Annotated in this window: 23 protein-coding genes; 12 read left to right on the top strand and 11 right to left on the bottom strand. The window is 65.4% G+C overall.

Annotated elements, in window-relative coordinates:
- Positions 1 to 12 precede the first annotated feature (12 nt).
- Together DOD19_RS13835 and DOD19_RS13830 are read right to left on the bottom strand one after the other, a co-directional pair.
- On the bottom strand, positions 13 to 894 hold the full coding sequence (locus tag DOD19_RS13835) for a type III pantothenate kinase (protein ID WP_112186127.1): 882 nt from the start codon (positions 892 to 894) through the stop codon (positions 13 to 15).
- Positions 891 to 1,772 (bottom strand): biotin--[acetyl-CoA-carboxylase] ligase, encoded by an 882-nt coding sequence (locus DOD19_RS13830; RefSeq protein ID WP_112186125.1) that lies wholly within the window; start codon positions 1,770 to 1,772, stop codon positions 891 to 893. Before DOD19_RS13830 ends, DOD19_RS13835 begins: the two co-directional genes overlap by 4 nt.
- A 186-nt stretch (positions 1,773 to 1,958) precedes the next feature.
- Between DOD19_RS13830 and DOD19_RS13825 the strand changes: the two genes are divergently transcribed.
- From DOD19_RS13825 to DOD19_RS13805, 5 genes are all read left to right on the top strand, one after another.
- The gene (locus DOD19_RS13825) at positions 1,959 to 3,083 is read left to right on the top strand and encodes an ABC transporter permease (RefSeq protein ID WP_024976804.1); all 1,125 of its coding nucleotides are present in this window, start codon (positions 1,959 to 1,961) and stop codon (positions 3,081 to 3,083) included.
- Positions 3,080 to 3,958, top strand: a complete 879-nt coding sequence (locus DOD19_RS13820; RefSeq protein ID WP_024976803.1) for an ABC transporter ATP-binding protein — start codon at positions 3,080 to 3,082, stop codon at positions 3,956 to 3,958. The genes DOD19_RS13825 and DOD19_RS13820 overlap by 4 nt, the downstream gene beginning before the upstream one ends.
- Entirely contained in the window at positions 3,958 to 4,926 is a 969-nt protein-coding gene (locus DOD19_RS13815; protein WP_112186123.1) for an MlaD family protein, read from the top strand. The genes DOD19_RS13820 and DOD19_RS13815 overlap by 1 nt, the downstream gene beginning before the upstream one ends.
- A gap of 9 nt (positions 4,927 to 4,935) precedes the next feature.
- Positions 4,936 to 5,601 (top strand): ABC-type transport auxiliary lipoprotein family protein, encoded by a 666-nt coding sequence (locus tag DOD19_RS13810; protein WP_112186121.1) that lies wholly within the window; start codon positions 4,936 to 4,938, stop codon positions 5,599 to 5,601.
- 120 nt (positions 5,602 to 5,721) lie between these two features.
- Positions 5,722 to 6,912: a VanZ family protein gene (locus DOD19_RS13805; protein WP_024976800.1), complete on the top strand. Its 1,191-nt coding sequence runs from the start codon at positions 5,722 to 5,724 to the stop codon at positions 6,910 to 6,912.
- Here DOD19_RS13805 and DOD19_RS13800 read toward each other — a convergent pair.
- On the bottom strand, positions 6,900 to 8,144 hold the full coding sequence (locus DOD19_RS13800; RefSeq protein WP_024976799.1) for a rhizoferrin export MFS transporter: 1,245 nt from the start codon (positions 8,142 to 8,144) through the stop codon (positions 6,900 to 6,902). The genes DOD19_RS13805 and DOD19_RS13800 overlap by 13 nt on opposite strands.
- Positions 8,141 to 10,105 (bottom strand): NRPS-independent rhizoferrin synthetase, encoded by a 1,965-nt coding sequence (locus DOD19_RS13795; RefSeq protein ID WP_112186118.1) that lies wholly within the window; start codon positions 10,103 to 10,105, stop codon positions 8,141 to 8,143. The genes DOD19_RS13800 and DOD19_RS13795 overlap by 4 nt, the downstream gene beginning before the upstream one ends.
- Before the next feature lie 687 nt (positions 10,106 to 10,792).
- Here DOD19_RS13795 and DOD19_RS13790 point away from each other — a divergent pair.
- Entirely contained in the window at positions 10,793 to 12,895 is a 2,103-nt protein-coding gene (locus DOD19_RS13790) for a phospholipase C, phosphocholine-specific (protein ID WP_112186116.1), read from the top strand.
- A gap of 180 nt (positions 12,896 to 13,075) precedes the next feature.
- Here DOD19_RS13790 and DOD19_RS13785 read toward each other — a convergent pair whose 3' ends face one another.
- The 3 genes from DOD19_RS13785 to DOD19_RS13775 all read right to left on the bottom strand — a co-directional run bounded on the left by DOD19_RS13785 (position 13,076) and on the right by DOD19_RS13775 (position 16,078).
- On the bottom strand, positions 13,076 to 13,378 hold the full coding sequence (locus DOD19_RS13785) for a hypothetical protein (protein WP_112186114.1): 303 nt from the start codon (positions 13,376 to 13,378) through the stop codon (positions 13,076 to 13,078).
- Positions 13,375 to 14,445 (bottom strand): DMT family transporter, encoded by a 1,071-nt coding sequence (locus DOD19_RS13780; RefSeq protein WP_112186112.1) that lies wholly within the window; start codon positions 14,443 to 14,445, stop codon positions 13,375 to 13,377. The genes DOD19_RS13785 and DOD19_RS13780 overlap by 4 nt, the downstream gene beginning before the upstream one ends.
- 187 nt (positions 14,446 to 14,632) lie before the next feature.
- Positions 14,633 to 16,078: a helix-turn-helix transcriptional regulator gene (locus DOD19_RS13775; RefSeq protein ID WP_162634371.1), complete on the bottom strand. Its 1,446-nt coding sequence runs from the start codon at positions 16,076 to 16,078 to the stop codon at positions 14,633 to 14,635.
- A 269-nt stretch (positions 16,079 to 16,347) separates the two neighbouring features.
- On the opposite strand from DOD19_RS13775, the gene DOD19_RS13770 reads away from it, so the two are divergent.
- From DOD19_RS13770 to DOD19_RS13750, 5 genes are all read left to right on the top strand, one after another.
- Positions 16,348 to 17,871, top strand: a complete 1,524-nt coding sequence (locus tag DOD19_RS13770) for an aldehyde dehydrogenase family protein (RefSeq protein ID WP_112186110.1) — start codon at positions 16,348 to 16,350, stop codon at positions 17,869 to 17,871.
- Positions 17,872 to 17,888: 17 nt separating this feature from the next.
- The gene (gene betA, locus DOD19_RS13765) at positions 17,889 to 19,610 is read left to right on the top strand and encodes a choline dehydrogenase (protein ID WP_112186108.1); all 1,722 of its coding nucleotides are present in this window, start codon (positions 17,889 to 17,891) and stop codon (positions 19,608 to 19,610) included.
- Entirely contained in the window at positions 19,610 to 20,419 is an 810-nt protein-coding gene (locus DOD19_RS13760) for a TorF family putative porin (RefSeq protein ID WP_112186106.1), read from the top strand. The genes betA and DOD19_RS13760 overlap by 1 nt, the downstream gene beginning before the upstream one ends.
- Positions 20,420 to 20,484: 65 nt before the next feature.
- The gene (locus tag DOD19_RS13755; protein WP_024976789.1) at positions 20,485 to 20,787 is read left to right on the top strand and encodes a hypothetical protein; all 303 of its coding nucleotides are present in this window, start codon (positions 20,485 to 20,487) and stop codon (positions 20,785 to 20,787) included.
- A 246-nt stretch (positions 20,788 to 21,033) separates the two neighbouring features.
- On the top strand, positions 21,034 to 21,495 hold the full coding sequence (locus DOD19_RS13750) for a hypothetical protein (RefSeq protein ID WP_112186104.1): 462 nt from the start codon (positions 21,034 to 21,036) through the stop codon (positions 21,493 to 21,495).
- A 78-nt stretch (positions 21,496 to 21,573) separates the two neighbouring features.
- On the opposite strand, the gene lipA is transcribed toward DOD19_RS13750, so the two are convergent.
- The 3 genes from lipA to DOD19_RS13735 form a co-directional block, all read right to left on the bottom strand.
- On the bottom strand, positions 21,574 to 22,575 hold the full coding sequence (gene lipA, locus DOD19_RS13745; RefSeq protein ID WP_012761007.1) for a lipoyl synthase: 1,002 nt from the start codon (positions 22,573 to 22,575) through the stop codon (positions 21,574 to 21,576).
- 42 nt (positions 22,576 to 22,617) lie between these two features.
- On the bottom strand, positions 22,618 to 23,307 hold the full coding sequence (gene lipB / locus DOD19_RS13740; protein WP_112186102.1) for a lipoyl(octanoyl) transferase LipB: 690 nt from the start codon (positions 23,305 to 23,307) through the stop codon (positions 22,618 to 22,620).
- 158 nt (positions 23,308 to 23,465) lie between these two features.
- Positions 23,466 to 23,825: a DUF2917 domain-containing protein gene (locus tag DOD19_RS13735; protein WP_024976786.1), complete on the bottom strand. Its 360-nt coding sequence runs from the start codon at positions 23,823 to 23,825 to the stop codon at positions 23,466 to 23,468.
- Positions 23,826 to 23,975: 150 nt separating this feature from the next.
- Between DOD19_RS13735 and DOD19_RS13730 the strand changes: the two genes are divergently transcribed.
- On the top strand, positions 23,976 to 24,938 hold the full coding sequence (locus tag DOD19_RS13730) for a transcriptional regulator GcvA (protein ID WP_024976785.1): 963 nt from the start codon (positions 23,976 to 23,978) through the stop codon (positions 24,936 to 24,938).
- Between the two features lie 89 nt (positions 24,939 to 25,027).
- Here the strand turns inward: DOD19_RS13730 and DOD19_RS13725 are convergent, their stop codons facing one another.
- Positions 25,028 to 25,327: a DUF493 family protein gene (locus DOD19_RS13725; RefSeq protein ID WP_112186100.1), complete on the bottom strand. Its 300-nt coding sequence runs from the start codon at positions 25,325 to 25,327 to the stop codon at positions 25,028 to 25,030.
- Between the last annotated feature and the right edge of the window lie 2 nt (positions 25,328 to 25,329).

Raw genomic sequence — 25,329 nt, 5'->3', positions numbered from 1 at the left:
GGCCGACCGAGGCTAGGCCAGCGTCGCGGCACCTTCCCGGCGCGCGCGCGCCAGCACCTGCAGGCCGAGCAGCACGAGATTATCGTGCATCTGGAACGGCATGCGCAGATGCGGCCCCAGCGCGGCGCGTGCTCCGCCGCTCAGCACGCAGCGTGCCGGGCCGGGGTATTGCTTCTGCAGTGCCATCCACGTCTGCGCAATTGCGCCCGCCTGTGCGATGACGCAGCCCAGCGCGATGGCGTCCTGCGTATTGTCGGCCCAGGGCGGCGCAACGACGTCGCCCGCACTCAGGTAGCTGACATCGACTTCGGGCAACTGCGCCGTGTTGCGTGACAGCGCGCGCATCATTAATGTGAGGCCGGGAAGGATCAGGCCGCCGGCAAACAGGCCATCGGGCGTGACGATGTCGAGTGTGGTGGCGGTGCCTGCGGTTACCAGCAGCAGGGCCGCGTCGGGCCACAAGTGGCGTGCGCCGAGCGCGCCAACCCACCGATCAGTGCCAAGCTGCGTTGGGTCGCGATATCCGTTGCGCAGGCCGGCGGTGGCATCTTCCGACGCGGCAATGCGCACGCGTGCCCCGTCGAACACGCGGGCGATGCGCGCGGTGAGTGCATCGCGCAGTGCCGGGCCAGCCACTGCACTGATCCATACCTCGGGCGGGGCAACGCCGGAGGCGTGGCAATCGCGCCAGTCTTCCACCAGTTCAGCCAATCGATCGTGCGCACGGGCGCCCGCATGCTGCCAGGGTGTGCCGCCGGGTTCTTCGGGCAGGGCGAGTTCGGCATCGGCACCACCGGCAATCCATGCCCACTTGATGCGCGTATTTCCCGCGTCGATCAGCAACAGCGGACGGGCAGGGGTGGTGTGCGCGGCGGAAGCCTTCAGGCGCGTCATGGCTGTTCCGCGTCTGCGCTGCGCAAGGAAACCTCGCCGCTGTGGATCCACTGCACACGTCCGCCAGATTCGATCGCCAGCCGGCCTTGTGCATCGATGCCATGCGCCACGCCTTCGAGCACCATGGTGCCGTCCTGCCACAGGCGCACCCGCTCGCCGGCAAAGGCATCGCGGGCGGCAAACGGCGCAACGAACGGCGCCAGGCCCTGTGCGCCGAAGCGCTGCAGGTGTTCACCCAGCGACGTGAGCAGTGCCGAGAACACGGCATTCGGCTCTGGCGCATCCACCAGTTCTTCCACGCCTGACAGGCCGCGGCCCAGCGTGTTTTCCAGCACGCGCGGCCGTTCCAGGTTCAGGCCGATGCCGATGACGGCCCAGGTCCGGCCCGGCTCTGTCCGTACGGTCTCGACCAGGATGCCGGCCAGCTTGCGCCCCGCAATTTGCACATCGTTGGGCCATTTCAGTGCGAGCGCCTGTCCGCTCCCGCCCCGGGCTTCCGCGTACCCAGCCACGGCGTCGGCCACGGCCACACCCACGGCCAAGCTCAGTCCGCCAAGCTGCGCGGGCTCGCCCGCAAAGGCGCAGGCGATGGAGAAGGTCAAACCGTGGTCGCCACCCCACGGGCGGCCTTGGCGACCGCGCCCGGCGGTCTGGCGCTGCGCGGCCAGCACGCGCGCACCCAGCAGCGGCGCGGCGCCGGCTGGGGCGGGAATCGTCGTGCTGGCAGGCCAGGCGGCATCACGCACGGCGGCCATCAGGTCGGCGCTGGTGGAGCCGGTGGTCTCAACCACATCGACAGGCCAGCCGGCAGCCGGGCCGCTGGGCTGGATGCGCTCGCGCGCAAGGCGCCACCGCGCGGAGGGTTCGGCAAGAGACATAAAAAACGGGCGATCAAGTTCGCGCTAAGAATGCGCGCATTGTACGAGCGGTGCTGCAAACACGGGACTGGCGCTTGCTTCAAGCGATGCAAAGGCCTCACAGTGTGGCAGCCAGTGTGACAGCGTTTGGCGGCGCGTTGGCTACAATTCGACCGATATCCGGCATCACCGCTTACGGAGAACCGTTTGATCACCTGCCGTACACCGCAGCTTGAGGTGCGCGTTGTCGATGGACGCTCCGTCGCCTTTCTCTCCGGCGACTGGACCACGCTCGCGCTGGCCGAGCGCGCTGGCGTGCGCAGCGCACGTCAGCAGATCCGCGCCGGGCTGGACAACGCCAACGCGTGGTGCCTGACCGAAGTCGGCCGTATCGACCACTTTGGCGCGCAACTGCTCTGGCGCGCCTGGGGCAACCAGTGGCCCGAACACCTGGATGCCCGGCCCGACCAGCGCCGCATGCTCGATCGCGTTGCCAAGCTCGACCCCGGCGGCTGGAAGCAGCGCTTGGCGCCGCGCATGAACCCGGTGGCGATCCTCGGCGAGGGCATGCTCGATTTCTTCGATCACGCCCGTAACGGCATCGCCATGGTTGGCCAACTGATGTTCGACTTCGGCAGGTTCGTGCGCGCGCCGCATCGCGGGCCGTGGCGCGAGATCTCCGCCAACATCTACAGCACGGGCTACAAGGCGCTGGGCATTACGGCGCTGGTGGGTTTCCTGATCGGCATCGTGCTGAGCTATCTGTCGGCCAACCAGTTGCGCGTGTTTGGGGCCAGCATCTTCATCGTCAACATTTTGGGGATGGCCATCATCCGCGAGCTTGGACCGGTGCTGGCTGCGATTCTGGTGGCCGGGCGTTCGGGGTCAGCCATCACTGCGCAGATCGGCGTGATGCGGGTGACTGAAGAGCTGGATGCGATGCGCGTGATGGGCATCTCCCACGGCTTTCGGCTGATTCTGCCCAAGGTGATTGCGCTGGCGATTGCCATGCCGCTGCTGGTGGCGTGGACGGATCTGCTGGCGCTGGCGGGCGGCATTCTTGCGGCCAAGTTCCAGCTCGATATCAGTCCGACGTATTTCATCACCTCGTTGCCCGATGCGGTGCCGGTGGCCAACCTGTGGCTCGGCATCGGCAAGGGCGTGGTGTTCGGCATGCTGATTGCGCTGGTGGCGTGCCACTTCGGTCTGCGCATCCAGCCCAACACGCAGAGCCTGGGCGAGGGCACGACTACGTCGGTGGTGGTGTCGATCACCATCGTCATCCTTGCCGACGCCGTGTTTGCCATCCTCTTCAAGGACGTCGGGATATGACGCGCCCCCGCCATCCGCATATCGAGCATGCCGGGGCGCCGCCGGCGATCACGCCCGCGCGCGAACGCGTGATCGAGGTGCGCAGCGTCACCAAGCGCTATGGCAAGGTGACCGTGCTGGACAACATCGATCTGGACGTGTTTCGCGGCGAAGTGCTTTCCATCGTCGGCGGCTCGGGCAGCGGCAAGACGACGCTGCTGCGCCAGGTGGTGGGGCTGGAGAAACCCACCTCGGGCACGATCCACATCTTTGGCGAAGAGCTGACCTGCCAGGTGGGCAACGATCTGCAGTCGATGCGCAACCGCTGGGGCATGCAGTTCCAGCACGGCGCGCTGTTCTCTGCGCTGTCGGTGATCGACAACGTGGCGTTGCCGATGCGCGAATTGCGCACATTGCCCGACGCGTTCGTCCAGCGCGTGGCGATGCTCAAGCTGCAGATGGTGGGGCTCAAATCGACCGATGCCGACAAGATGCCGTCGGACCTGTCGGGCGGCATGATCAAGCGCGTGGCGCTGGCACGGGCGTTGTCTCTGGAGCCGGAGCTGGTGTTTCTGGATGAGCCGACCGCCGGGCTGGACCCGCGCGCATCGGACGATTACGTTGCGCTCATCCGCGAGTTGCGCCAGGAGCTGGGCCTGACCGTGGTGATGGTGACGCACGATCTCGACACCCTGGTAGCGCTGTCCGACCGCATTGCCGTGCTGGCGGATCGCAAGGTGGTGGCGGCCAAGCCGCTGGAGCAGATCATTCAGATCGATCATCCGTTCATCAAGGAATACTTCCTGGGTGAGCGGGGCAAACGGGCCCTGATGGCGCTGGGCCCGCAGATGACGGAGGCGGTGGCTGCAGCCTCGCTTTCGACGCAGGAGGATTGATGGAAAACAAGGCCCACGCATTCCTGGCCGGGCTGTTCACGATCGGGCTGGTCATATTCATCGGGCTGGCCGTCATGTGGTTCAACCGCGACCAGACCGTACGCGTGCCGTACGACGTGGTCACGCGTTCCACCGTCAACGGGCTGAACCCACAGGCTTCCGTGAAATATCGTGGCCTGGACGTCGGCAAGGTCGACAGCATCCGCTTTGACGACAAGGTGCCGGGGCAGATCGTCGTGCGCGTGCTGGTCGACAAGGATGCGCCCATTACCACCACGACGTATGGCCGCTTGGCGTACCAAGGTGTGACGGGTCTGGCCTACGTCCAGCTCGACGACCGCGGCTTCGACAACAGCCAGCACGCGCCCAGCCCGGTGCGCCTGGCCACATCCCAGAAGGACCCCGCTCGCATTCGCATGGAAGCCGGCTTCCTCGACGAACTGGACAAGCGCGGCGACCAGATGCTCTCTAAGCTCGATCAGACGCTGAACTCGCTGTCGATCATGTTTGACGACGAGCACCGCCAACAGGTCACGGCGTCGCTGCAATCGTTCCAGAAGACGATGGACGCCTACAGCACGCTCGCGCAGCAGGCAGAGCCGACCGTGCGCCGTCTGCCCAAGATTGCTGACAACCTCGATTCCACGCTGGTGGCCACGCGCAAGCTCACGCAATCGCTGTCCGACCCCAAGGGGCCGTTGATGACGACGCTTTCCGGCGCCGGGACCGATCTGACGGCGGCGACGCAATCGATGCAATCCGCCGCCAACGTGCTGACCTACGAAACGCTGCCGCAACTCAACGGCTTTGCGCGTGAGGCTCGCCAGGCTGTGCGCGGCTTCGACCATGCCGTGACCGACTTCAACGCCCGGCCGCAGAGCGTGCTGTTTGGCCCCGCGCCCGGCGCGCCCGGCCCCGGTGAGACCGGCTTCACCGCGCCCGCCGCCCGCGCTTCGGCCCAGCCCTGAGGAGATTCCATGCCGATGTTCTCTGCTGTGTTCCGCCGCTCGCACGCGCTGCCTGCTTTGATGGCGCTGTCGCTTCTGGCAGCTTGCTCAAGCGCCCCCGTGGCGCCCGCCGCGCTGTATGACTTTGGGCTCGCGCCGGCCACCAGCGCAGGCGCACGCCTGCCTACCGCCTTGCGCGTGGCCGACGTGGCCGGCCCCGGCTGGATGGATGGCAACGCCATCTACTACCGCCTCGCCTATGCGCAAAGCCAGCGCACCGACGCGTACGCCAACAGCCGCTGGGTGGAATCGCCTGTGAGCCTGTTCGACGCGCGCTTGCGCAATGCGGCGGCCGCGCGCGGCCATGTGGTCGGCTATCCCACGCCCGATGTGCCGAGCTTGCGTATCGAGCTGGTCGACTTTTCACAGGTGTTCGACAGGCCTGAAGCCAGTCGGGGCGTGGTGCGTCTGCGGGCAACGGTGTCACTGGCGCGCGGGGTGATCGACCAGCGCGTGGTGCAGGCCGATGCGCCTGCGCCCAGCCCTGACGCTGCGGGTGGGGTGACGGCGCTCACGCAGGCGTCGGACAAGGCCATCGGCGAGGTGCTCGACTGGGTGGCGGGTTTGCCGCTGGCGGCGCCAACCCCGGCCGCGCCCACAACGCCCGGGGCCGCATTTGGCACACGCCGGCGCTGATACCTCGACCTCTCCACCGGATGGAGGAACCATCCGTGAAGAGCGGCATCGGACGCTATCATGGGCGGCTTCTTCCGGGCATGTCCGCTCCTCCTCCTAGATAGATAGCTGCTTCTTCCGGTGACGGACTTCCACTCGCAACCCGCCGCACCCACTCCGCATCGCCACTCGCCGCTTGCACGCGCCGGGCTGGGGTGGTTCGTGCTGCTGGTCGTCTACGCCAGCCTGTATCCGTTTGCCGGCTGGACGGACACCGGCGTGTCGCCGTTTGCCTTCCTGAGCGCACCGCTGCCGCGCTACAACACCGGCTTCGACCTGCTCACCAACGTGTGGGGCTACATGCCGCTGGGCATGCTGACGGTGCTGGCGCTGCATCCGCGCATCACGGGCTGGCGTGCGGTGTTGCTGGCCCTGCTGGCGGGGTTGCTGCTCTCGGGCGCCATGGAAGCGATCCAGACCTATCTGCCCACGCGCGTATCCTCCAACGTCGATCTGGCGACGAATACGCTGGGCGCGCTGCTGGGCAGCATCGTCATGCTGCCGTTTGCGGCGCGGCTGATCGACCGGGGCGGGCTGCGCCGCCTGCGCCGCCGCTGGTTCGAGCCGCATGCGACCTTTGCGATCCTACTGATGCTGGTGTGGCCGTTTGCGCAGATTTTTCCGCAGGAATTTCTCTTCAGCATGGGCGGGGTGATCCGCAGCATCCTGCTCGATCCATCGCCGGATGCCTTTGTGGTCAATTTCCTCAACGGCTGGTTTCCGGAGCTGTTCGACTGGCAGGACAAGCTGACGGCGCACCCGGAAGCGCTGCAGCGCCAGGAACTGCTGGAAGCCCTCATCACCGCTTGCAGTTGGATCGGCACGGGGCTGCTGGCCAGCGTGGCCATGCGCCGCGGGGCGCCCATGCTGCGCCTGCTGGCCGCGTTGCTGGCCGGCGCGCTGCTGGTGAAGGCGGGGGCGACGGTGCTGCAGTTTCCGCTGGGCGGCGCGTGGGATTGGCTTTCATCTGGCGCGCGTTTCGGGCTGGTCGTCGGCTCGCTGGTGCTGGTGCTGCTGGTGCGCCTGCCGCGCTGGCTGCGCGGTGCGCTGGCCATGGCCCTGCTGATCGCGCTGATCATCCTGTCCAACGTGCTGCCGCCGAGCCCATATTCGTGGGTGTCGGCGCAAAGCTGGCGGCTGGGGCGCTTCGTCCACTTCAACAGCCTTTCTCAATGGATCGGCTGGCTGTGGCCGTTTCTCGGCCTCGGCTACCTCGCCTGGCGCGCCGAGCAGACACAGCTGCAGCGGCGCGCCGGACGTCAGGCGCGTTGAGTCTGCCCCACCGCCGATGCTGCGTGTGGTGAGGCTGCGCGGCGTATGACCAGCAGGGCAAGCAGTGCCGCCAGGTACATGGCGGTCATGGCGACAAAGCCCGCACGCCATCCGAACAGGCCCGTCGACAACGCCGCCACGCCCAGGCCGATGAGCGCGCCGCCCTTGGCTGCACTGCTGCACAACCCCAAAGCAAAGCCTTGACGATCTTCCGGGCTGGTTTCTGCCACCAGGCTGTTGAGGACCGGTAGCAGGCCGCCCAGGCACAGACCCCACGCCAGGCGCGCAGCGATGAACGCGGCTTCCCCCTGAGCAACGCCTTGCCAGAGCGCAGTAAGGCCGCAGACGGCGGTCAATGCGCAGACGCGCCCTAGCGTGACGTGCACGGGCAGGCCCGCAAACCGCTTTGCCCACCAGCGCGCAGACAGCGCCAGTGTCGCGGCCGTGGCGCTGTACGCCAGACCGGCCAGCATCACCGAGCCATGCAGCGTCTCGGTGATATACGGCGCGAGGAAGCCTTGCGGCATGACGCGTGCCGCCTGCACCGCCACTGTGCCGAGCAACAGGCCGATCACCAGGGCGCCCAGCGGAGCGTGACGTGCCTGGCGAGCATCGGCGTCCGGCTCGTCTACGGACTGCGCGGCGGGCTTGATCGCGGGCAGGCAGACCATCGCCAGCGGAATGCACGCCAGGATCACGACCGCGCCCGCCGTGTTGGCCATGCGAAAGCCCATCCACCCCACGAGCCACGCACCAACCGGCGGGGCCATGAAGCTGCCGCACGCCGTGACGGTCTGCAGATCGGCGAAGACTCGCCGGCGCATGTCGGCCGGCGCCACGCGCATGGCGTAGATCTGGGCGGCGGCCAGAAAGCCCGCCAGCCCGCCTTGCACCGTGCGCGCCAGCAGCACGCTTGCTGCTGAGTCTGCATAGACCGACCACAGTTGTGACGCGGCCAGCGCGACCAGCGCCCGCAGGATCATCGGCTTGGGCCCGACACGGTCGGCCAGGCGCCCCCACCATGGCGCGGTGACGAGCGTGGCGGCCATCGGCGCAAAGTACGCTGCGCTCGCCACCCACGCGAACGGCACGTGCGGCACCGGCGACAGCTCACGCAGGAACAGCGGCCAGAACGGCCCCGTCATTTCCATCGCGCCCATTGAAAGGGCCTGGATGACGAGGAGCCACCGGATGGCCCCCCGCCACGCGTCCACAGTCGTTGCCGGGTTCATGCGCGAGCGGCTGCAGCCAGCGGGTTGGGCAGCGCGGCGTGCATGTCGTCGGACTGGTCGCGCAGACGCATGCGGACGAACGTCTTGAACGTCCATGGCGCTTCGAGCAGCGCGTGGCGCTCATGCTTCCATGTGTCGGCATCCAGCGCTGTGCGGTTGGCTTCGAACACGGCCTGCATGGTGTCATGCCATTGGTGCAGCCCGACGGCGCTACCGTGCTCGGGAAACAGCGCCAGGGCTAGTTCACCGATATGGCACAGCAGGAAGGCGTGGATGAGCTTCTTGCGCGGAATGTCCCGATCGGGATACGTGGTGTGGCCGGCACGGAACGGCTCGATCGAAAAGCCCTGTGCCTGCAGCGTCGGCAACGCGATCTTCACGTCGCCAAAGTCACGCACCACTAGCCGCACCGGCATGCCGGCCTCGTCGATGACGACGAAGGTGTTCTGCTGATGCGCCTCCAGAGCAATGCCGTAACGCAGATAGAGGCCGACGATGGCCGGAATGGCGACGCGCAGGTACGCGTTGAAGAAACGCGCGGCCCGCTCGGCGCGCGTGCCATCGGCTTGGCGCGCCAGCACTGTGTCAAGCAGCAGGGGCGCCGCTGCGTGCGTCATGTCCGCGGTGAAGTCCGGCGTGAAGAGGGCACCGACCGGCAGCAACCGCGCGGTTCCGGCAATGCGTGTGGTGGGGTTGTCGCGCACGATCATCGACAGATGCCGGGCGCGATCGTCCTCCGTGCCGGCCACGTGAATGCCGTGGCGTTCAGGCACGATCGACAGAACGTTCGCCAGTCCTGCGTCGGTCGCGAGGATGCGTTCCAGCAGGGCGCTCACGCGCGGCCCCATCACGGCCGATTTGGGCGATACGGTGCGCTCAACGCTGGTCAGCCGCATGCTGACCGGCAGCTTGAGCATCGGGCCGCCCGGCGCGTCGGTCGCGGCCACAGTGCGGAATGACATCGTCGGTCGGGCGGCAATGCTGATATCCGGCAGGTTGATCAATTCGCCGGCGGCGAATTCAGCTGCGAAGGTCTCGCCGAGCGTCGTGTCGCGCTGCCATGGGTGAACGGGCAGCGGCAGCCACGCTTCGGGCGCGAGCTGGCGTGCCAGCAAGGCTTTGCGAAACGCCGCCATCGCGTCGGGGAAGGTTGCCGCGAACCAGTCGGCGTACGGCTGCACTCCCTCCATCGTGGTGACCTGCAGGCGATGCGCCGCGACGGCCACCACGCCGATGGGCACCTGCGCTTCGAACTCCGGTGAGAGCGCGATGACCTGTTCAGGCGCGAGCCCCAGTCGCGTCTTGTAGGCCGGATGCCATGGGTGGCCGCCAGTGCCCCACTGCTCGGTGCGCGCCAGGGTGTGCGGCGTGCCATCCCCGCAGAGCAGGGCCAGCGCGTCTTGCGACGCTGCGGTGCGATGTTCGGCGGCGAGACGTTCGCCCCAGGCCAGCCGATAGGCCTGACACAGCGTGTCGTTGTCCTGGCTGTTGTCCAGTTCCGTCGCGAGGCGGGCAATGGCGGCCAGGCGGTGGGCGTCGGTGGCATCGCCAATGTCCAGCATGGGCGCGAGCCAGTTGAGCAGGGCGGACGGACGTTCAATGGGTGCCGGCGGGCGCTCGTGCGCCAGCACGGCGATATCACCGGTCAATGTCCAGCTGCCGAGCGCGCCCGGACGCAAACCAGTGAAACGCAACAGCACGCGCTGCTGCCAGATCGGCAGCAACGTCACATCGGCGCGTGTATCGGCGATGAGCTGGTCGGCATTGAGCAGCGCTTCACGAAACAGCGCCTGCAGCAGGCGCGACAGCACGCGCCGCCGTGCCAGTTGTTGTGCCGCTGACCAATGCTCGGCGTGCACGCCAACTTCGAGCAGCGCGGGAATGGATTCAAGACGGAAGTTGCCGGCCGCAGCTGCGGGTGCGGTTTGGGTCTTGGCGGCGGTATCGGATCGACGTTGCATGAGGGCTCCTACGGGACATGAGCGTGTGCAGGCGAGCGGGGGCTCGACCCTGCAGCACAGGGGGTCCTGATGTAGGGGCCGCTTCAGAGACAGGCGGGAATGCAGCGCTCCCATGGGGAAGCTGCAAGGGAGGCTCGTTCTTCTAGGTATGTGCGCAATGCAAGCAGCCTGATCGGCTGCACGGTGGCGCCATTTGGTGCGCTGCAGTGTAGATGAGAATGATTCGCACTTGCAACACTATTCCATCAATCTGCGAGCTCGGGTGACGGAGCCGGCGCGTGCCGTCGTCACGTAACCGACATGAATCCTTTCTACCTTAGCGCGTGGTGAGTAGACAGCGCGCGCAGCACAGTCGGGCTCGCCGATGTCATCTGGAGGTCATCTGTGTCTGCCAACCGAAATGCCAGCGCTTCACGCCGCGTGCCTGCGTTTGTGGCGGGTGCGGCTGTGCTGTTCGCGCTCGTGTTGAGCGGTTGCGATGCTTCTGACCCACATGTGCCTGCCGTGGTGCGCGCACGGCTTCCGTGCCGCCCGCCTCGCCGCCGCCCGCCGTTGCCTCGCAAAACGTCTTGGCACCGCCTGTGATTCATACCGTCGACTGACTTTGCGCGTTGCGTTCAGTCAGTCGCTGCCCCGTGTTGTTCCCCCCCCACCACCCCCCCAATACACAGACATCAGGACGAGAACATGACCTCCAACAGTCGCCGTGGTTTTCTCCGCTCCGCCGCCCAGTTGGCTGCTGCATCCGCAGCCATGGGCGCGGTGCCCGAAGGCATTCGTCAGGCGCTGGCGATTCCCGCCCATAACGCGCACCGCAATATCGAAGACGTACAGCACATCGTGATCCTCATGCAGGAGAACCGCTCGTTCGATCATTACTTCGGCACGCTCAAGGGCGTGCGCGGGTACGGCGATACGCGCACCGTCACGCTGCCGACGGGCAAGAGCGTGTGGCACCAGCCGATGGCCGGCGGCGTGGGCGAAGTCCTGCCGTTCCGCCCGAGCGCGCCGGATCTGGGCCTGCAGTTCCTGCAAGACCTGCCGCACGGCTGGAACGACACCCACCTCGCCGTCAATGGCGGGCGTTACGACGGCTGGGTCCCGCACAAGGGCACCACGACGATGGCGTATCTCACCCGCCAGGACATTCCGTTCCACTACGCACTGGCTGACGCCTTCACCATCTGCGACGCCTATCACTGCGCCACGCCCACGTCGACCGACCCGAACCGCTATTACATGTGGACGGGCTATGTCGGCAACGACAACGTCGGCGGCGGCCCCGTGATCGACAACGCAGAAGCCGGCTACGGCTGGTCGACGTATCCGGAAGTGCTGGAAGCCGCCGGCATCTCGTGGAAGATCTATCAGGACATCGGCACGGGCCTCGATGCGGCCGGCTCCTGGGGCTGGACGAGCGACGCCTACATCGGCAACTACGGCGACAACTCGCTGCTCTACTTCAAGCAGTATCAGAACGCGCAGCCCGGCAACCCGCTGTACGATAAGGCGCGCACCGGCACCAACGCGTCGGCCGGCGACGGCTACTTCGACATCCTTAAGCGCGACGTGCAGAACGGCACGCTGCCGCAGGTGTCGTGGATTGCCGCGCCCGAGGCTTTCTCCGAGCACCCGAACTGGCCGGCCAACTACGGCGCCTGGTACATCGATCAGGTCTTGCAGGTCCTGACCTCCAACCCCGAGGTGTGGAGCAAGACCGCGGTGTTCATCACCTACGACGAGAACGACGGCTTCTTCGACCACCTCGTGCCGCCGTTTGCCTCGTCGGGCAGCAATGGGCTGTCGACGGTCGACACCACGGGCGAATACTTTCCGGGCAACAGCACGTACGGTGCCGGCAGCTACGGCCTGGGCCAGCGCGTGCCGATGCTGGTGGTATCGCCGTGGTCCAAGGGGGGCTACGTGTGCTCGGAAACGTTCGACCACACATCGATCATCCGTTTCATCGAGCAACGCTTCAAGCGCACGCACGGCGCGAAGTCGCCGAACATCTCGAAGTGGCGTCGCGCCGTGTGCGGTGATCTGACGTCTGCGTTCAACTTTGCTACGCCCAACGAGGTGGTGCCTGCATTGCCGAGCACCGCCGCCTACGTGCCGAAGGACAAGCTGCGCCACGCCAGCTACGTGCCGCTGCCGCCGCTGGTGCAGGCCGTGCCGAAGCAGGAAACCGGTGTGCGCCCGTCGCGCGCCCTGCCGTACGAACTGTTCGTGCGCGGCCGCCAGGATGAGGCGGCCGGCAAGTTCCAACTGGAATTCGTGAACACCGGCGACGTGGGCGCTGCCTTCCTCGTCTACACCGCCGGCAGCACCGACGCGCCGCGTACCTACACGGTGGAAGCGGGCAAGCGCCTGTCGGACAAGCTGGCCGTGAACGCCGGTGGCGCGTACGACTTCACGGTGCATGGCCCAAATGGCTTCCTGCGCCGCTTTGTCGGCAAGCTCACCCTTTCGGGCCTGCTGCGTCCGCATGGCCATGCGTTGGAAGTGAAGGAGGGCTACGACGTGGCCAACGGCAACCTGCAACTGCGTCTCATCAACCACGGCCGCACGCCCACCGTCTTCACGATCAAGAGCGCGTACACGGGCGAGAGCGTGCAGCGCGAAGTGCGCGGCGGTGACGATGCGTCGGTGTACCTCGACCTGCGCAGCCAGTACGCCTGGTACGACTTGACCGTCACGGCCAGCACCGATGCCGGCTTCGAGCGCCGCCTCGCCGGTCACGTTGAGACCGGCCGCGTCAGTGTGTCCGATCCGGCGCTGAGCGCATAAGCGGTACTCAAGCAAAAGCGGCCCGCCGGCGTGGTCTGCCGGCGGGCCGTTTTTCTTTTTTGATGCTCCAGTGTCAGAGCTGCTTCGTGTACGTGCGTGCCTGATACAGCGCTAGTGCGCTCAGCCCGACGATCACCACGATCGCCAACACATCGGCAAACGGATAGCCCCAGTAATCGGTCATTGCGTGGTCTCCTTCGGTTCGAGGTCGAGCAGGCCGGTGTCGGCCATGCGTTGACGGCCAAAATCGGTGATGGCGTAGCGGAAGTGCACCTTGCCCGTGGCTTCGTCCAGCGTGTCTTCAGCCGTTTGCACCAGCCCGCCGGAGTAGAGATCCGCGAGGATGGCACGGATGCTGCCCGTCCAGTATTCGTCTTCGGGTTTGCCGTATTCGATGCAGGTGCGATGGGCGATGTCGCTGTCCCACAGCGTGTCGTTGCCCGCGAGCAGTTGCAGGATGTAGCCCTTCGTGTGCAGTTTCATGCGTGCGTCTCCGTGGATGCAGGGGTGGCACCGCCGCGGATCACTTCCAGGTTTTCCGAGCGTTCCGACACCATCACGAACCCGCCGAAGATCACCAGCGCCAGGCCGATCAGGAAGTACCACTCCGGAAACTGCAGCGTGAAGATGGCGGTGAAGAGGGTGGCGAACATCGCGTAGAACGCGCCCAGCGCTTGCCCGCGCCCCACGCCGATCAGCGGGAACGACTTGTACCAGGCCACCGCGCAGAACGAGAAGGTGACGCCGCCCACGACCAGCCACAGCAGCGCCTTGCTGTGGACAATGCCTGAGGCAATCTCCGTTACCGGCACGGGCACATGCGCAAACAGGGCGATGGCCGGCAGGATGAGGACGACCCAATAGATGGCCTCGGCGGTGTAGCGGATGGAGACCCCGCAGTCAGGGTCGGTCACGTCCATGGCACGGCCCACGATCGCACCTTCCAGGCCCCAGCCGATCGCCGCCATGGCGCCGCCCAGGTAGCCGATCCACTGATTGCCGCCGCTGTGTGATTCGGCCATCAATGCCGGCGCGTAGATCGCCACGCCGCCCAGGATGATGATGGCGATGCCCACCGCCGCCCGCGCGCTGATGCGCTCGTTGTACCAAAGCTTGGCGACCGTCGCGCCCACCACCGGATACAGCAGCCCGGCCACTGCCGCGAACACGGCGCCGACATAGCCCATCGCCAGATACGAGCCGAAGTTGGCCATCAGCCCGCCGACGACAGCCGCAATGAAGTACCAGCGCGAGATCTTGCGAAACTGGCCGATGGTGCGGAAGTAATCGCCCAGCTTGCCGAGAGAGCCGAGCCACACCCACTGGAAGACCGTCACCATGACGCTATGGAACGCCGTGATGACGGCCGCGCAGACCAGGAATGCGCGCGGATCGGACAGGTCCATCGTGGCAAACGGAGATTCATGCCAGACGGCCGTGCCCGGCACATACCAGGCGCCCCACAGGATGGCCGCCCATAGTGCCCAGCGATAGCCCCATTGCAGGGTGCGTTGATGATGTGCCGCGCGGGCGGCAGAGGAAGAAGCCAAAACCGATCTCCTTGTTCTGTAGGCGCCAGGTGCAGGGAAAACGCGTGTGACGCCCTAGTTACTGGAGGTTAAGAAATTAACTAATAGTTCTTTGGAGTCTATGCCGGCCCTCCAGGCGTGCCGGAAAAATCATGATGGATTGGAAATGTCAGGCGTTGACGTTCGCGACGTCAGTTGACGCCGTAGGCTAGGACGCGCCCGCCTCGGGCACCGTATTGACCACGGTGATCATGTGCAGCGGGGCATCTGTGGCCGGGTCACGCGCCAAGGACGTGGTCATGCGCACCGGCACTGCCGAGCCATCGCCGCGTACCAACTGCAGCGTGAGCGCATACGTGGGCACCGTCCCAGCGAGCAACTCGCCGTATTGGCGCAGATGGCGCGCGAGGTCACTGCGGTGCGTGAGGTCCAGCAGCGTGCGTTGCTGCAGCGCCGCTTCGGACTGGCCCAGCAGCTTGCACAACCACGGGTTGGCGCTCAGGCATCGGCCTTCCAGGCTCACCTGCGCGATACCGATCGGTGCTTGCTCGAACAGCGTGCGCAGTTTGGACTCACTGTCACGGAACGCGGCCTGCGCTTGCACTTGCGCGGTAATGTCCTGCGCCGCGCCGATCATCGTGGGCGTGGCCGCGGAAGGGTCCTGCACCTCGCCTTCCTCACGAAGATGGCGGCGCGTGCCATCGGGCAGGGTGATGGCGTATTCGACGCGATACGGCTGCCGTGAGGCGACGGCCCGATCCAACACGGCCTGCACACGGGCGCGGTCTGCGGGAACGATGGCGTCCAGATAACGTGCCATCGTCACCGGCGTGACTTGCGGCGCCCAGCCGAAGAGGCGGTAAGCCTCATCCGTCCAGCGGCAGGCGTCGCTGCCGGGTTCCCAGATCCAACTGCCGAGGTGGGCGATCTGCTGCGCCTTGGCCAGCAGCGCCTCTGAATCACGCAACGCGGCTTCGGCCGTGTGGCGCTCGGTGGTATCGAGGCTCAGGCCGATCATTTTGACCGGCCGGTCCTGTGCGTCGCGCACGAGCGTGGCGCGTGAGACGATCCAGCGCACCACGTCGGGTGCCGGTGCGATGCGGAATTCATGGGCGTAGACGCCGCCCGCGGTCAGGTTCTGAGCGATTGCCGCCTGCACACCCGGCACGTCTTCGGCAACGACGCATTGCCAGAAATCCTCCAGCGTGCGGATCGGCCGTCCAAACAGGCGCGCGACATTCGGCGAATACGCCACCGCATCCGTCAGCAGGTTCCACTCCCACGTAACCACGCCGGAAATCTCCTGCGCGAAGGTCATGCGCGCCTCACTTTCCATGATCGCGGCGATGTGCTTCTGGCGGCCTTCGCGGGCGCGGGCGTCGGTGGCCAGGCTGGCTTCCAGGTCGGCCAGAGCCCGGTCGCCGTAGCGCAGCCAGAGCCAGTTCACGTTCAGGAAGCGCGCCAGCGCGAGCAGGTTGGCGTATTCGATCTCGCCGCCGCGCGTCCATTTATGGACGGCAGATGGTGACACGCCCAGCGCCGCCGCCACTTGCTTGAGCTGGATGCGACCGCGCGTCAGCACGCCTTTAAGGCGGCCAGCAAAGCTGTCGTCATCAAGTGGGCCGTCGGACGGCGGAAGTGCTGCGGCGGTCATGGGGGCGGATTGACTGGAAGTGATTCGCGACAGTATAGCGTGACAAAAATAGCGAGAATTTATCGATAAATTGCAGCGTTAGGTCATAACGATTGGCCTGGTGCAACTAATTTTTTCTAGACTAGTCGAAAATTCTCCAAAGGTAAATAAAAACACCATCAGTGAATTTCAGGGTCGCCGCATCGGATGGGTGTCTGACAAGACGCCTCGGTGCCGGCATTTCGGGCGCCGACTTCTTTGCGCGCCCATCATCCACAGGGGTACTGGATATGACGCAAGCTTCCCTTTCCACCGATTTCCGTTCCGCCGCACTGGCTCCCCGTCTTGATCTCTATATCGACGGCCAGTGGGTGCAGCCCGAAGGCGGCGTGTACCGCGACATCGTCGATCCCGCCACCGAAAACGTCCTGACGCAGGCGGCCGACGCCTCCGTGGCCGATGCGCAGCGCGCCATCGCCGCCGCCCGTCGCGCATTCGACGAAGGCCCGTGGCGCCAGACCGGCCCGCGCGAGCGTGCACGTCTGCTCAACCGGATTGCCGACGCCATCGACGCCGACGCCGAGAACCTGGCGACGCTCGAATCGCTCAACACCGGCAAAACCATCATCGAAAGCCGCTGGGACATGGACGGCATTGCCGCGACGTTCCGCTACTTCGCGGGCCTGGTCGCCACGGAATCCGGCCTCATCAACGAGGCACCGGACACCGTCATCAGCCGTACGCTGCGCGAGCCGGTGGGCGTGTGCGGCCTCATCACGCCATGGAACTACCCGCTGCTGCAAGCCGCCTGGAAGATCGCGCCGGCGCTGGGCGCGGGCAACACCGTCATCGTCAAGCCGAGCAACCTGACGCCGCTGACCACGCACCGCTTTACCGAGCTGCTGGTTGAGGTCGGCGTGCCGGCGGGCGTGTTCAACCTCGTCACGGGCGCGGGTGAAGCCGGTGCCGAGCTGTCGCGCAACCTGGACGTGGATCTCGTGTCGTTCACGGGCGGCGCGGTTGCCGGCGCGGCGGTCATGAGCGCGGCCATCGGCAACTTCAAGAAGATCGGCCTGGAGTTGGGCGGCAAGAACCCGAACATCATCTTCGACGATGCGGACTTCGATACCGCCGTCGATTACGCGGTCAACGCGGCGTTCTTCCACGCGGGCCAAGTGTGCTCGGCCGGATCGCGCCTGATGCTGCAAGACGGTATCCACGACCGCTTTGTCGATGCGCTGGTCGAGCGCGTCAAACGCATCCGCGTGGGCAATGGCTTCGCTGAAGGCACGGAGATGGGCCCGGTGCAATCCGCCTTCCAGCGCCAGAAGATCATCAACATGATCCAGGCGGGCGTGCAGGAGGGCGCGGTGCTGCGCTGTGGCGGTAAGGCACCGGAAGGCGAGGCGTTCCAACGAGGCTTCTGGCTCGAGCCGACGGTGCTGACCAACGTGCGCGACGACATGAAGATCGCCACCGAAGAAATCTTCGGCCCGGCGCTGACCGTTGAGCGCTTTTCCACCGAAGAAGAAGCCGTGCGCCGCGCCAACGCCACGCCGTTCGGTTTAGCCGGCGCCGTGTGGACGGCCGACCTGAACCGCGCCAACCGTGTGACCCGCGCACTGCGCTTCGGCACCGTGTGGGCCAACGACTATCACCCGTACTTTCCAGAGGCACCGTGGGGCGGCTACAAGGCCAGCGGCATCGGCCGCGAACTGGGCTGCGGCGGCCTGGACGAGTACACCGAACTCAAGCACAGCTACATCAACCTCGCTCCGCAGCCGATGGGCTGGTTCGGCGCGGACGCTGCGTAAGAACGGGAGGGCATCTTTTGACCACAAACACCGTACAGGAATACGACTACATCATCGTGGGCGCGGGCTCTGCCGGCTGCGTGCTGGCTGCGCGCCTCACTGAAGACCCGGACGTGACCGTGCTGCTGCTCGAAGCGGGCGGCCCTGACCATCGCTGGGATTTCCGCACGCAGATGCCGGCGGCACTGGCGTATCCGCTGCAGGGCACCGCGTACAACTGGGCCTACGAAACCGAGCCCGAGCCGCACATGAATAACCGCCGCATGTCGCAAGGCCGCGGCAAGGGGCTGGGCGGCTCGTCGCTCATCAACGGCATGTGTTTCATTCGCGGCAACGCGATGGACTACGAGCGCTGGGCGAGCGATTTTCAGTTGGACGACTGGACCTATGCCGACTGCCTGCCGTACTTCCGCAAATCGGAGACGTACGACAAGGGCGCCAACGACTGGCACGGCGACGCTGGCCCGCTGCAGGTCACCACGCCCAAGCACGACAACAGCCTGCTGTTCCACGCCTTTATCGAAGCCGGTGAGCAGGCCGGCATCCCGGCTACGGACGATCTGAACGGCTACCGCCAGGAAGGTCTGGGCCCGATGGATCGCACCGTGACCGCCAAGGGCCGACGTGCCAGCACATCGCTGTGCTACCTCGACAATGCGCGCAAACGGTCCACGCTGACCGTGCTGCCACGCGTGCTGGCCGATCGCGTGATCTTCGATGGCACGCGTGCCGTGGGCGTCGAAGCGCTGATGGATGGCAAGCGCGAAACATGGCGTGCGCGCCGCGAGGTGATCGTCACCAGTGGCGCTATCGCTTCGCCCCAGTTGCTGCAGCGCTCGGGCGTGGGCAATGCCGATGAACTGCGCGCGCTGGGCATTCACTCCATTGCGCATCTGCCCGGTGTGGGCGAGAACCTGCAGGACCACCTGGAGATGTATATCCAGTATGAGTGCCTGCGCCCGGTGTCGATCTACGAAAACACGCTCTGGTACAACAAGCCGAAGGTCGGCCTGGAGTGGTACATGCACGGCACTGGCCCCGGCGCCAGCAACCACTTCGAGGCGGGCGGCTTCATCCGCAGCGATGACAGCTTCGAATGGCCGAACATTCAGTACCACTTCCTGCCGCTGGCCGTGAACTACGACGGCAGCAACCCCGTGAAGATGCATGGGTTCCAGTGCCACGTGGGTTCGATGCGTTCGCCATCCAGGGGCTACGTGAAGCTCGCCTCGCGCGATCCGCGTGACAAGCCGCGCATCCTCTTCAATTACATGGCGCACGATGTGGATTGGCGCGAGTTCCGTGCCGGTGTGCGCATCACGCGCGACATCATCGCGCAGCGTGCCTTCGATCAATACCGCGGTCGCGAAATCAGCCCCGGTCCGAGCGTGCAGACCGATGCCGAGATCGATGCCTTCGTACGCCATCACGCCGAGACCGCACTCCATCCGTCCTGCACCTGCAAGATGGGGCCCGCAGACGACCCGATGGCCGTGGTCGACAACGAGGGCCGCGTGCATGGACTCGACGGACTTCGCGTGGTCGATGCGTCGATCATGCCGCGCATCGTCACCGGCAACCTGAATGCGCCGACGATCATGATGGCCGAGAAGATTGCCGACCGCATTCGCGGTGTGGCGCCGCTCGCTCGCTCCGATGCGGCGTTCTATGTGCATGGCAAATCGCCGCTGCAGGCGCCGGCCAAACCGCTGGTCGCTAGTGAACTGGTGGTGGCGTGATGCGCTGGCGCAAGGTCGCGACAATGCTGGGTGGGGCGGCGGCGTGCGCTGCTGCCCTGCCCGCACTGGCGGATGACGTGCCGGCCGGCGAGGACAAGCGCTGGTCGGCCAATGCATCGGTTGTCTCGCAATACGTCTCGCGCGGCCTGCGCCAGACCTGGGGAAAACCTGCCCTGCAGGCCGGCGTCGATTACACCGCACCGAGCGGTTTCTATGCCGGTGCATGGGGTTCCCAGGTCAGCGATCACGTCATTGCAGGGGCACATGCCGAGATCGATACCTACCTCGGCTATGCCACCACCGTTGCGCATGGCGTCGAGTTGACCACCGGGCTCTACCGCTACTGGTACCCCGGTGCCCGCTACGACAAGGCGGTCGGCGGCGGCCCCGGCACGGGCTACGACTACACGGAATGGATGGTCGGCGCCGGCTGGCGCGGCGTGTCGGTCAAGGTGTGGACATCCCTGTCGAACTACTTCGGCTTCGATGGCAATTCGCTGGCCGACGGCATCGATCGCGGCAGCCGCGGTTCCACCTACGCCGAAGCCAACTGGGCCGTGCCCTTGCCCAACGACTTCACACTCGGCCTGCATATTGGCCACGAGCACGTGCGCAACCACAGCGCGTTCAGTTTCACTGACTACCGCATTGAACTCTCGCGCCCCATCAACAAGTTCTTGACGCTGTCCGCTGCGTTGACCGGTGCGGACGCATCTGCCTACGCCCGTCAGTTCTCCGTGCGCAACGGCACTGATCGCATGACGCTCGGCCGACGCACGGTCGCCCTCAAGCTGACGGCCACGTACTGAGCGGCAGGCGACGGCGCGCTACCTGCAACCCTTTCTCCACAACCTCTGCTTTCAAAGCACACACCATGGCCTCCCTGGGTTTTACCGACGTTGTCGGTCTGGTCGGCGTCGCCGCTTATGTTTCTGCGCACTTTGGCGTGCAGGTCCTGCATAAGCCGCCGACCGGCGCATTTGCCGTTCGCCTCAATTTGCTTGGACCGATTTGCATCCTGATTTCGCTGATGGGCGCGTTCAATCTCGCGTCGTTTCTCACCCAGTTCTTCTGGCTGGCGCTGACGCTGATGGGCTGGTGGCGGAATAAGCAAGCGGGGCGGCCGGTAGCGGAACCCGCTGGCGCGCCGCGCCCGGGGCATCCCGCGCAGCAGTAGGTTCGCCCCTCACGGTTAAAACCGCGTCTACGTACGCGGTTTTTTTTGCGGGACCGATTTGGGATTGCCGCTAGATATATGGCTCAAGAGTCTCTTTTCCCGGCGCGGGTGCTGAAAAATTGTTGATGTATGAAGAACAGTATTTTCTTCAATTGAGTATTTATTCATCATGGGCAACGATCTATTCTGATCACAAGCGCAACGAACTGAGCGCAACCGAATATCCAGACAGATCAGGAGCCCATCATGAACACCCGTCTCGCAACCGCTTTCTCCGGTAACGCTCTGCTGGCCCTGGTGGCCACGGTTTCGGCTTCCGCAGCGCTGCTGTCGGCCCAACCGGCCGCCGCTGCCGTCCAAAGCAGTGCTGATCCGTACACGCAAGGCGCTGTCGCCAAGGCTGATCCGTACACCCAGGGCGCTGCCGCCAAGTACGACGTCTATACCCAAGGCGCCGATCGCCAAGCCGATACCTACGGCTACCTGTCGTGGAAGAACGACCGCTTCGATCCGTACACCCAAGGTGCTGTCGGCAGGGCTGACCCGTACACCGATGGCGCAATCGCCAAGGCCGATCCGTACACTGACGGCGCTGCCGCCAAGTACGACGTCTACACACAGGGCGCTGATCGCCAAGCTGATACCTACGGCTATCTGTCGTGGAACGGCGATGCCTCGTATCCGAAGGACGCCGCTTCGCAAGCCTGATCGAGCCGCATCAAAGCAAAAGGGCCTTGGGGTACAACCCAAGGCCCTTTTTGTTTGTGCTGCGTTTCTGCTTCGTGATCAGACCACGCCGGCTTCGTGTGCCTGCTGATCCGCGTGGTACGAGCTGCGCACCATGGCGCCCACGGCCGCGTGCGTGAAACCCATCTCGTACGCCTTCTCTTCGAACATCTTGAAGGTGTCCGGGTGCACGTAGCGCAGCACCGGCAGATGGTGGCCCGACGGCGCCAGATACTGGCCGATCGTGAGCATGTCGATGTCGTGCTCGCGCATGTCGCGCATGACTTCGAGGATTTCCTCATCCGTCTCGCCCAGGCCCACCATCAGGCCGGACTTGGTCGGCACGTTCGGGTTGCGGGCCTTGAAGTCCTTCAGCAACTTGAGCGAGTGCGCGTAGTCCGCACCGGGGCGGGCCTGCTTGTACAGGCGGGGCACCGTTTCGAGGTTGTGATTCATCACGTCGGGCGGGCATTCCTGCAGAATGTCCAGCGCCTTCTCCAGGCGGCCGCGGAAGTCCGGCACCAGCACTTCGATGCGCGTGGCCGGCGACAGGGCGCGCGTACGCGAGATGCAATCGACGTAATGCTGGGCGCCGCCGTCACGCAGGTCGTCGCGGTCGACGCTGGTGATGACGACGTAGTTGAGCTTGAGTTGAGCGATCGTCTTGGCCAGGTTTTCCGGCTCGTTCACGTCGAGCGGGTCTGGGCGGCCGTGCCCGACGTCGCAGAACGGGCAGCGGCGCGTGCACTTGTCGCCCATGATCATGAACGTAGCCGTGCCCTTGCCGAAGCACTCGCCAATGTTCGGGCAGCTTGCCTCTTCGCACACCGTCACGAGGTTGTTGGCGCGCAGGATGTCCTTGATTTCGTAGAAGCGCGAGTTGCCGGTGGCGGCGCGCACGCGAATCCAATCCGGCTTCTTGAGCTTCTCGGCCGGCACGATCTTGATGGGAATGCGTGCGGTCTTGTCGAGCGACTTCTGCTTGGCCGTCGCGTCGTACGGCTTGTTCGACGGGGTGGCAGGGGTGGCGACTTCAGTGGCGCCGGCGGCGGAATCGGTCATCGTGTTCTCCGCACGGGCTTGCGGCTCGTGCATTTCAGGGCGCTATGCGGTAGCGGCCTCGGCGGGGTGCGCTTGCGCGCGTTGCTGCAATTGGGCGACCAGCGCATTGGCCAGGCCGCGGGAAACGGGTTGCCAGTCGTTCGCATCGACGGCGCGTCCGGACGCATCACGGGCGCCGGCGGTCACCATATCGACGGTTTCCAGGCCGGCATAGCCACACGGGTTGATCTGCGTGAAGGGCGACAGGTCCATCGCCAGATTCAGGCTCACGCCGTGATAGCTGCAACCGTTACGGATCTTGAGCCCCAGCGCAGCGATCTTGGCGCCTTGGTGCGGCCCGCTCGACAGGTAGATGCCGGGGGCGCCAGCCTTGCGTTCGGAGGCGACATTATACGTGGCGAGCGTCTCGATGACGGCCGCCTCGATGGCGTCGACCAGCGCCTTCACGAACAGTCCACGTCGGCGCAAATCCAGCAAAAGGTAAGCGACGACTTGGCCGGGGCCGTGGTAGGTGATCTGGCCGCCACGATCAACTTTCACCAGCGGGATGTTGCCGGGAGCCAACAGATGCGCCGGATCGCCGGCCAGGCCGAGCGTGAACACCGGCGGGTGTTCGACCAGCCAGATCGTGTCGGGCGTATCGGGGCCCCGCTGCGCGGTGAATGTCTGCATTTCGTCGAAGCAGGCGGCGTAGTCCTGCAGGCCGCGCTCGACGATGTCAATCGGAATCATGCCCGCGAGTGTAGCGCAGGGCCGCTAACGGCGCCCTGTGCCTTTGCCCGCTTCGGTCGCAGGGTCGGGCAAAAAAAGCCGGCGCGATGGGAGGCATCGGCGCCGGCGTCGGCTTTTGCAGCAGATGCCGCAAAGGAGGCTAAGAACAGGTTTCGGGCTCAGGCGGCCACGACCGGTGTGTCGGCGTGCTCGTTCCAGCCGAGTGCGGCGAGTGTGTGGCGCCATCCGTTCGTGACGTGCCACGGCTGGCGCGGCATGTGACCGTCGGTGGCTTCCACGGCCAATGCGACTGGGCCGAGGGCTTTCGGGTCTACCGAGACGACGATTTCTTCACCGCGTTTTACGGCAACGCTGCCGCCCGCGTGCAGCCATTCGTCGCCGGCTTTGTTCTCGTGTGTGATCCATACGTCGTGCCCGTAGGCTTCTTCGACGCGCAGATTCTGGTTGGCCGGCATGCGCAATGCCACCACTTCGCCGGGCTGCAGAGTGAATACAATTTTTGTTAGTACAGCTTTCATGATCGGCTCCTTCACGGCAGTGGGATGGGGCCTTGCCGTTGAAGGAATTCTAGGCGCTTGGTTGCCTTGTACCAAACGATATATATTGCGTTTCTTGATAGTGCAGCTCACATAAAAACCACGCCGCGCTACGAAAATCCGGAGGGAAAGATGACTGAAATCCGCGAGCCGATGCGCTTGCCGTCACTTGGCGCGCTGCGGGTGTTCGAGGCGGCGGCACGCTATGAGAGTTTTTCGCGTGCGGCGACGGAGCTGTTCGTTACGCACGGTGCCGTCAGCCATCAGATGCGCACGCTGGAAGACGAGCTGGGCGTGCCGCTGTTCGAACGGCGCGGCAAGCGCGTCATGCTCACCCACGCGGGCCGCGCCTATGCCGATCGCGTGCGCGAGGCGCTCGACCAGATCGCCCAGGCCACGCACCAACTGCGCGCCGGCAACCGCGATAACCGCCTGGCCATCAGCACGATGCCGTCGTTTGCCGCGCGCTGGTTGACGCCGCACATCGGCACCTTCATCGAGCGCCATCCCGAGTTGGAGGTGGAGCTATTCTCCAGCCCCGCACTGGTCGACTTCGCGCGCGAAGAGGTGGACGTGGCATTGCGCATGGGTTCGGGCAACTATCCGGGCCTGTACGTGGAAAAGCTGCTCGACGATGTGTTCTTCCCGATCTGCAGCCCCGCGTTCAACGGCGGACGTCTGCCGCGCACGCTGGCCGAGATGGCGAGCATGACCCTGCTGCGCAGCGAGGGCGAGGCATGGAAACCGTGGTTCGATGCGGCCGGCGTGGAGGGGTTTGTGGAGCCGCGCGGCGGGCTGATGTTCCAGGATTCGTCGTTGCTGTTGCAGGCAGCAGCAGCGGGGCAGGGTATTGCGCTGATCCGCCCGACGTTGGCCTTCAATGACCTGCTGACCGGTCGCGTGGTGCGCCTGTTCGAGACGACGATCCCGTGCCCGTGGAACTACTACTTCGTGTGTCCGCACAGCGCGCTGCAGACGCCCAAGATGCAGGCGTTCCGCACGTGGCTGCTGCCGGAGATTGCGGCGTTCAAGCTCAAGCTGGCGGGGCTGATGAACGACAACGCGGTGTGCCTGGGGCACGTCTCGAAGGGCTGAGACCGGCCATCGAAAAAAACTCGCTGACAAAGCAAACGCCCCGGCATGACCGGGGCGTTTTGCTTTCTGCCTGGTGGCGCAGAGGTGCGTTACAGCACGATCTTCACCATCGGGTGGCTTGTCAGCGCCTGGTACAGCGCGTCGAGCTGTTCGCGGCTCGTCGCACGCACGATCACCGTCAGGCCCAGGTAGTTGCCGCTCGAAGACGGGCGTGTTTCCAGGCGCCCTTCGTGGAACTCCGGATCGTGCAGGCGGACCACCTCGACAATGGTCGCGGCAAAATCGTCATGCATCGGCCCCATCACCTTGATGGGGAAATCGCTCGGGTACTGGATCAGCGACTGTTCGGGCGGAATGTGGCCCGGCGGGGTGGTGTGAGAGGAGGTCATGT

This window comes from Ralstonia sp. GX3-BWBA, assembly GCF_003290055.1.
GTDB classification, from domain to species: Bacteria; Pseudomonadota; Gammaproteobacteria; order Burkholderiales; family Burkholderiaceae; genus Ralstonia; species Ralstonia holmesii.
This window is presented reverse-complemented; position numbering and strand designations above follow the sequence as displayed.

What these genes read in the sequence shown, in the direction of transcription:
- DOD19_RS13785 (WP_112186114.1), bottom strand. Translation starts at nt 13,378, where the DNA reads ATGAAACTGCACACGAAGGGCTACATCCTGCAACTGCTCGCGGGCAAC.
- DOD19_RS13830 (WP_112186125.1), bottom strand. Translation starts at nt 1,772, where the DNA reads ATGTCTCTTGCCGAACCCTCCGCGCGGTGGCGCCTTGCGCGCGAGCGC.
- lipB (WP_112186102.1), bottom strand. Translation starts at nt 23,307, where the DNA reads ATGATTCCGATTGACATCGTCGAGCGCGGCCTGCAGGACTACGCCGCC.
- DOD19_RS13800 (WP_024976799.1), bottom strand. Translation starts at nt 8,144, where the DNA reads ATGAACCCGGCAACGACTGTGGACGCGTGGCGGGGGGCCATCCGGTGG.
- DOD19_RS13735 (WP_024976786.1), bottom strand. Translation starts at nt 23,825, where the DNA reads ATGAAAGCTGTACTAACAAAAATTGTATTCACTCTGCAGCCCGGCGAA.
- DOD19_RS13725 (WP_112186100.1), bottom strand. Translation starts at nt 25,327, where the DNA reads ATGACCTCCTCTCACACCACCCCGCCGGGCCACATTCCGCCCGAACAG.
- DOD19_RS13820 (WP_024976803.1), top strand. Translation starts at nt 3,080, where the DNA reads ATGACGCGCCCCCGCCATCCGCATATCGAGCATGCCGGGGCGCCGCCG.
- DOD19_RS13730 (WP_024976785.1), top strand. Translation starts at nt 23,976, where the DNA reads ATGACTGAAATCCGCGAGCCGATGCGCTTGCCGTCACTTGGCGCGCTG.
- DOD19_RS13810 (WP_112186121.1), top strand. Translation starts at nt 4,936, where the DNA reads ATGCCGATGTTCTCTGCTGTGTTCCGCCGCTCGCACGCGCTGCCTGCT.
- DOD19_RS13815 (WP_112186123.1), top strand. Translation starts at nt 3,958, where the DNA reads ATGGAAAACAAGGCCCACGCATTCCTGGCCGGGCTGTTCACGATCGGG.
- DOD19_RS13835 (WP_112186127.1), bottom strand. Translation starts at nt 894, where the DNA reads ATGACGCGCCTGAAGGCTTCCGCCGCGCACACCACCCCTGCCCGTCCG.
- DOD19_RS13790 (WP_112186116.1), top strand. Translation starts at nt 10,793, where the DNA reads ATGACCTCCAACAGTCGCCGTGGTTTTCTCCGCTCCGCCGCCCAGTTG.
- DOD19_RS13760 (WP_112186106.1), top strand. Translation starts at nt 19,610, where the DNA reads ATGCGCTGGCGCAAGGTCGCGACAATGCTGGGTGGGGCGGCGGCGTGC.
- DOD19_RS13770 (WP_112186110.1), top strand. Translation starts at nt 16,348, where the DNA reads ATGACGCAAGCTTCCCTTTCCACCGATTTCCGTTCCGCCGCACTGGCT.
- DOD19_RS13755 (WP_024976789.1), top strand. Translation starts at nt 20,485, where the DNA reads ATGGCCTCCCTGGGTTTTACCGACGTTGTCGGTCTGGTCGGCGTCGCC.
- DOD19_RS13750 (WP_112186104.1), top strand. Translation starts at nt 21,034, where the DNA reads ATGAACACCCGTCTCGCAACCGCTTTCTCCGGTAACGCTCTGCTGGCC.
- lipA (WP_012761007.1), bottom strand. Translation starts at nt 22,575, where the DNA reads ATGACCGATTCCGCCGCCGGCGCCACTGAAGTCGCCACCCCTGCCACC.
- DOD19_RS13795 (WP_112186118.1), bottom strand. Translation starts at nt 10,105, where the DNA reads ATGCAACGTCGATCCGATACCGCCGCCAAGACCCAAACCGCACCCGCA.
- DOD19_RS13775 (WP_162634371.1), bottom strand. Translation starts at nt 16,078, where the DNA reads ATGACCGCCGCAGCACTTCCGCCGTCCGACGGCCCACTTGATGACGAC.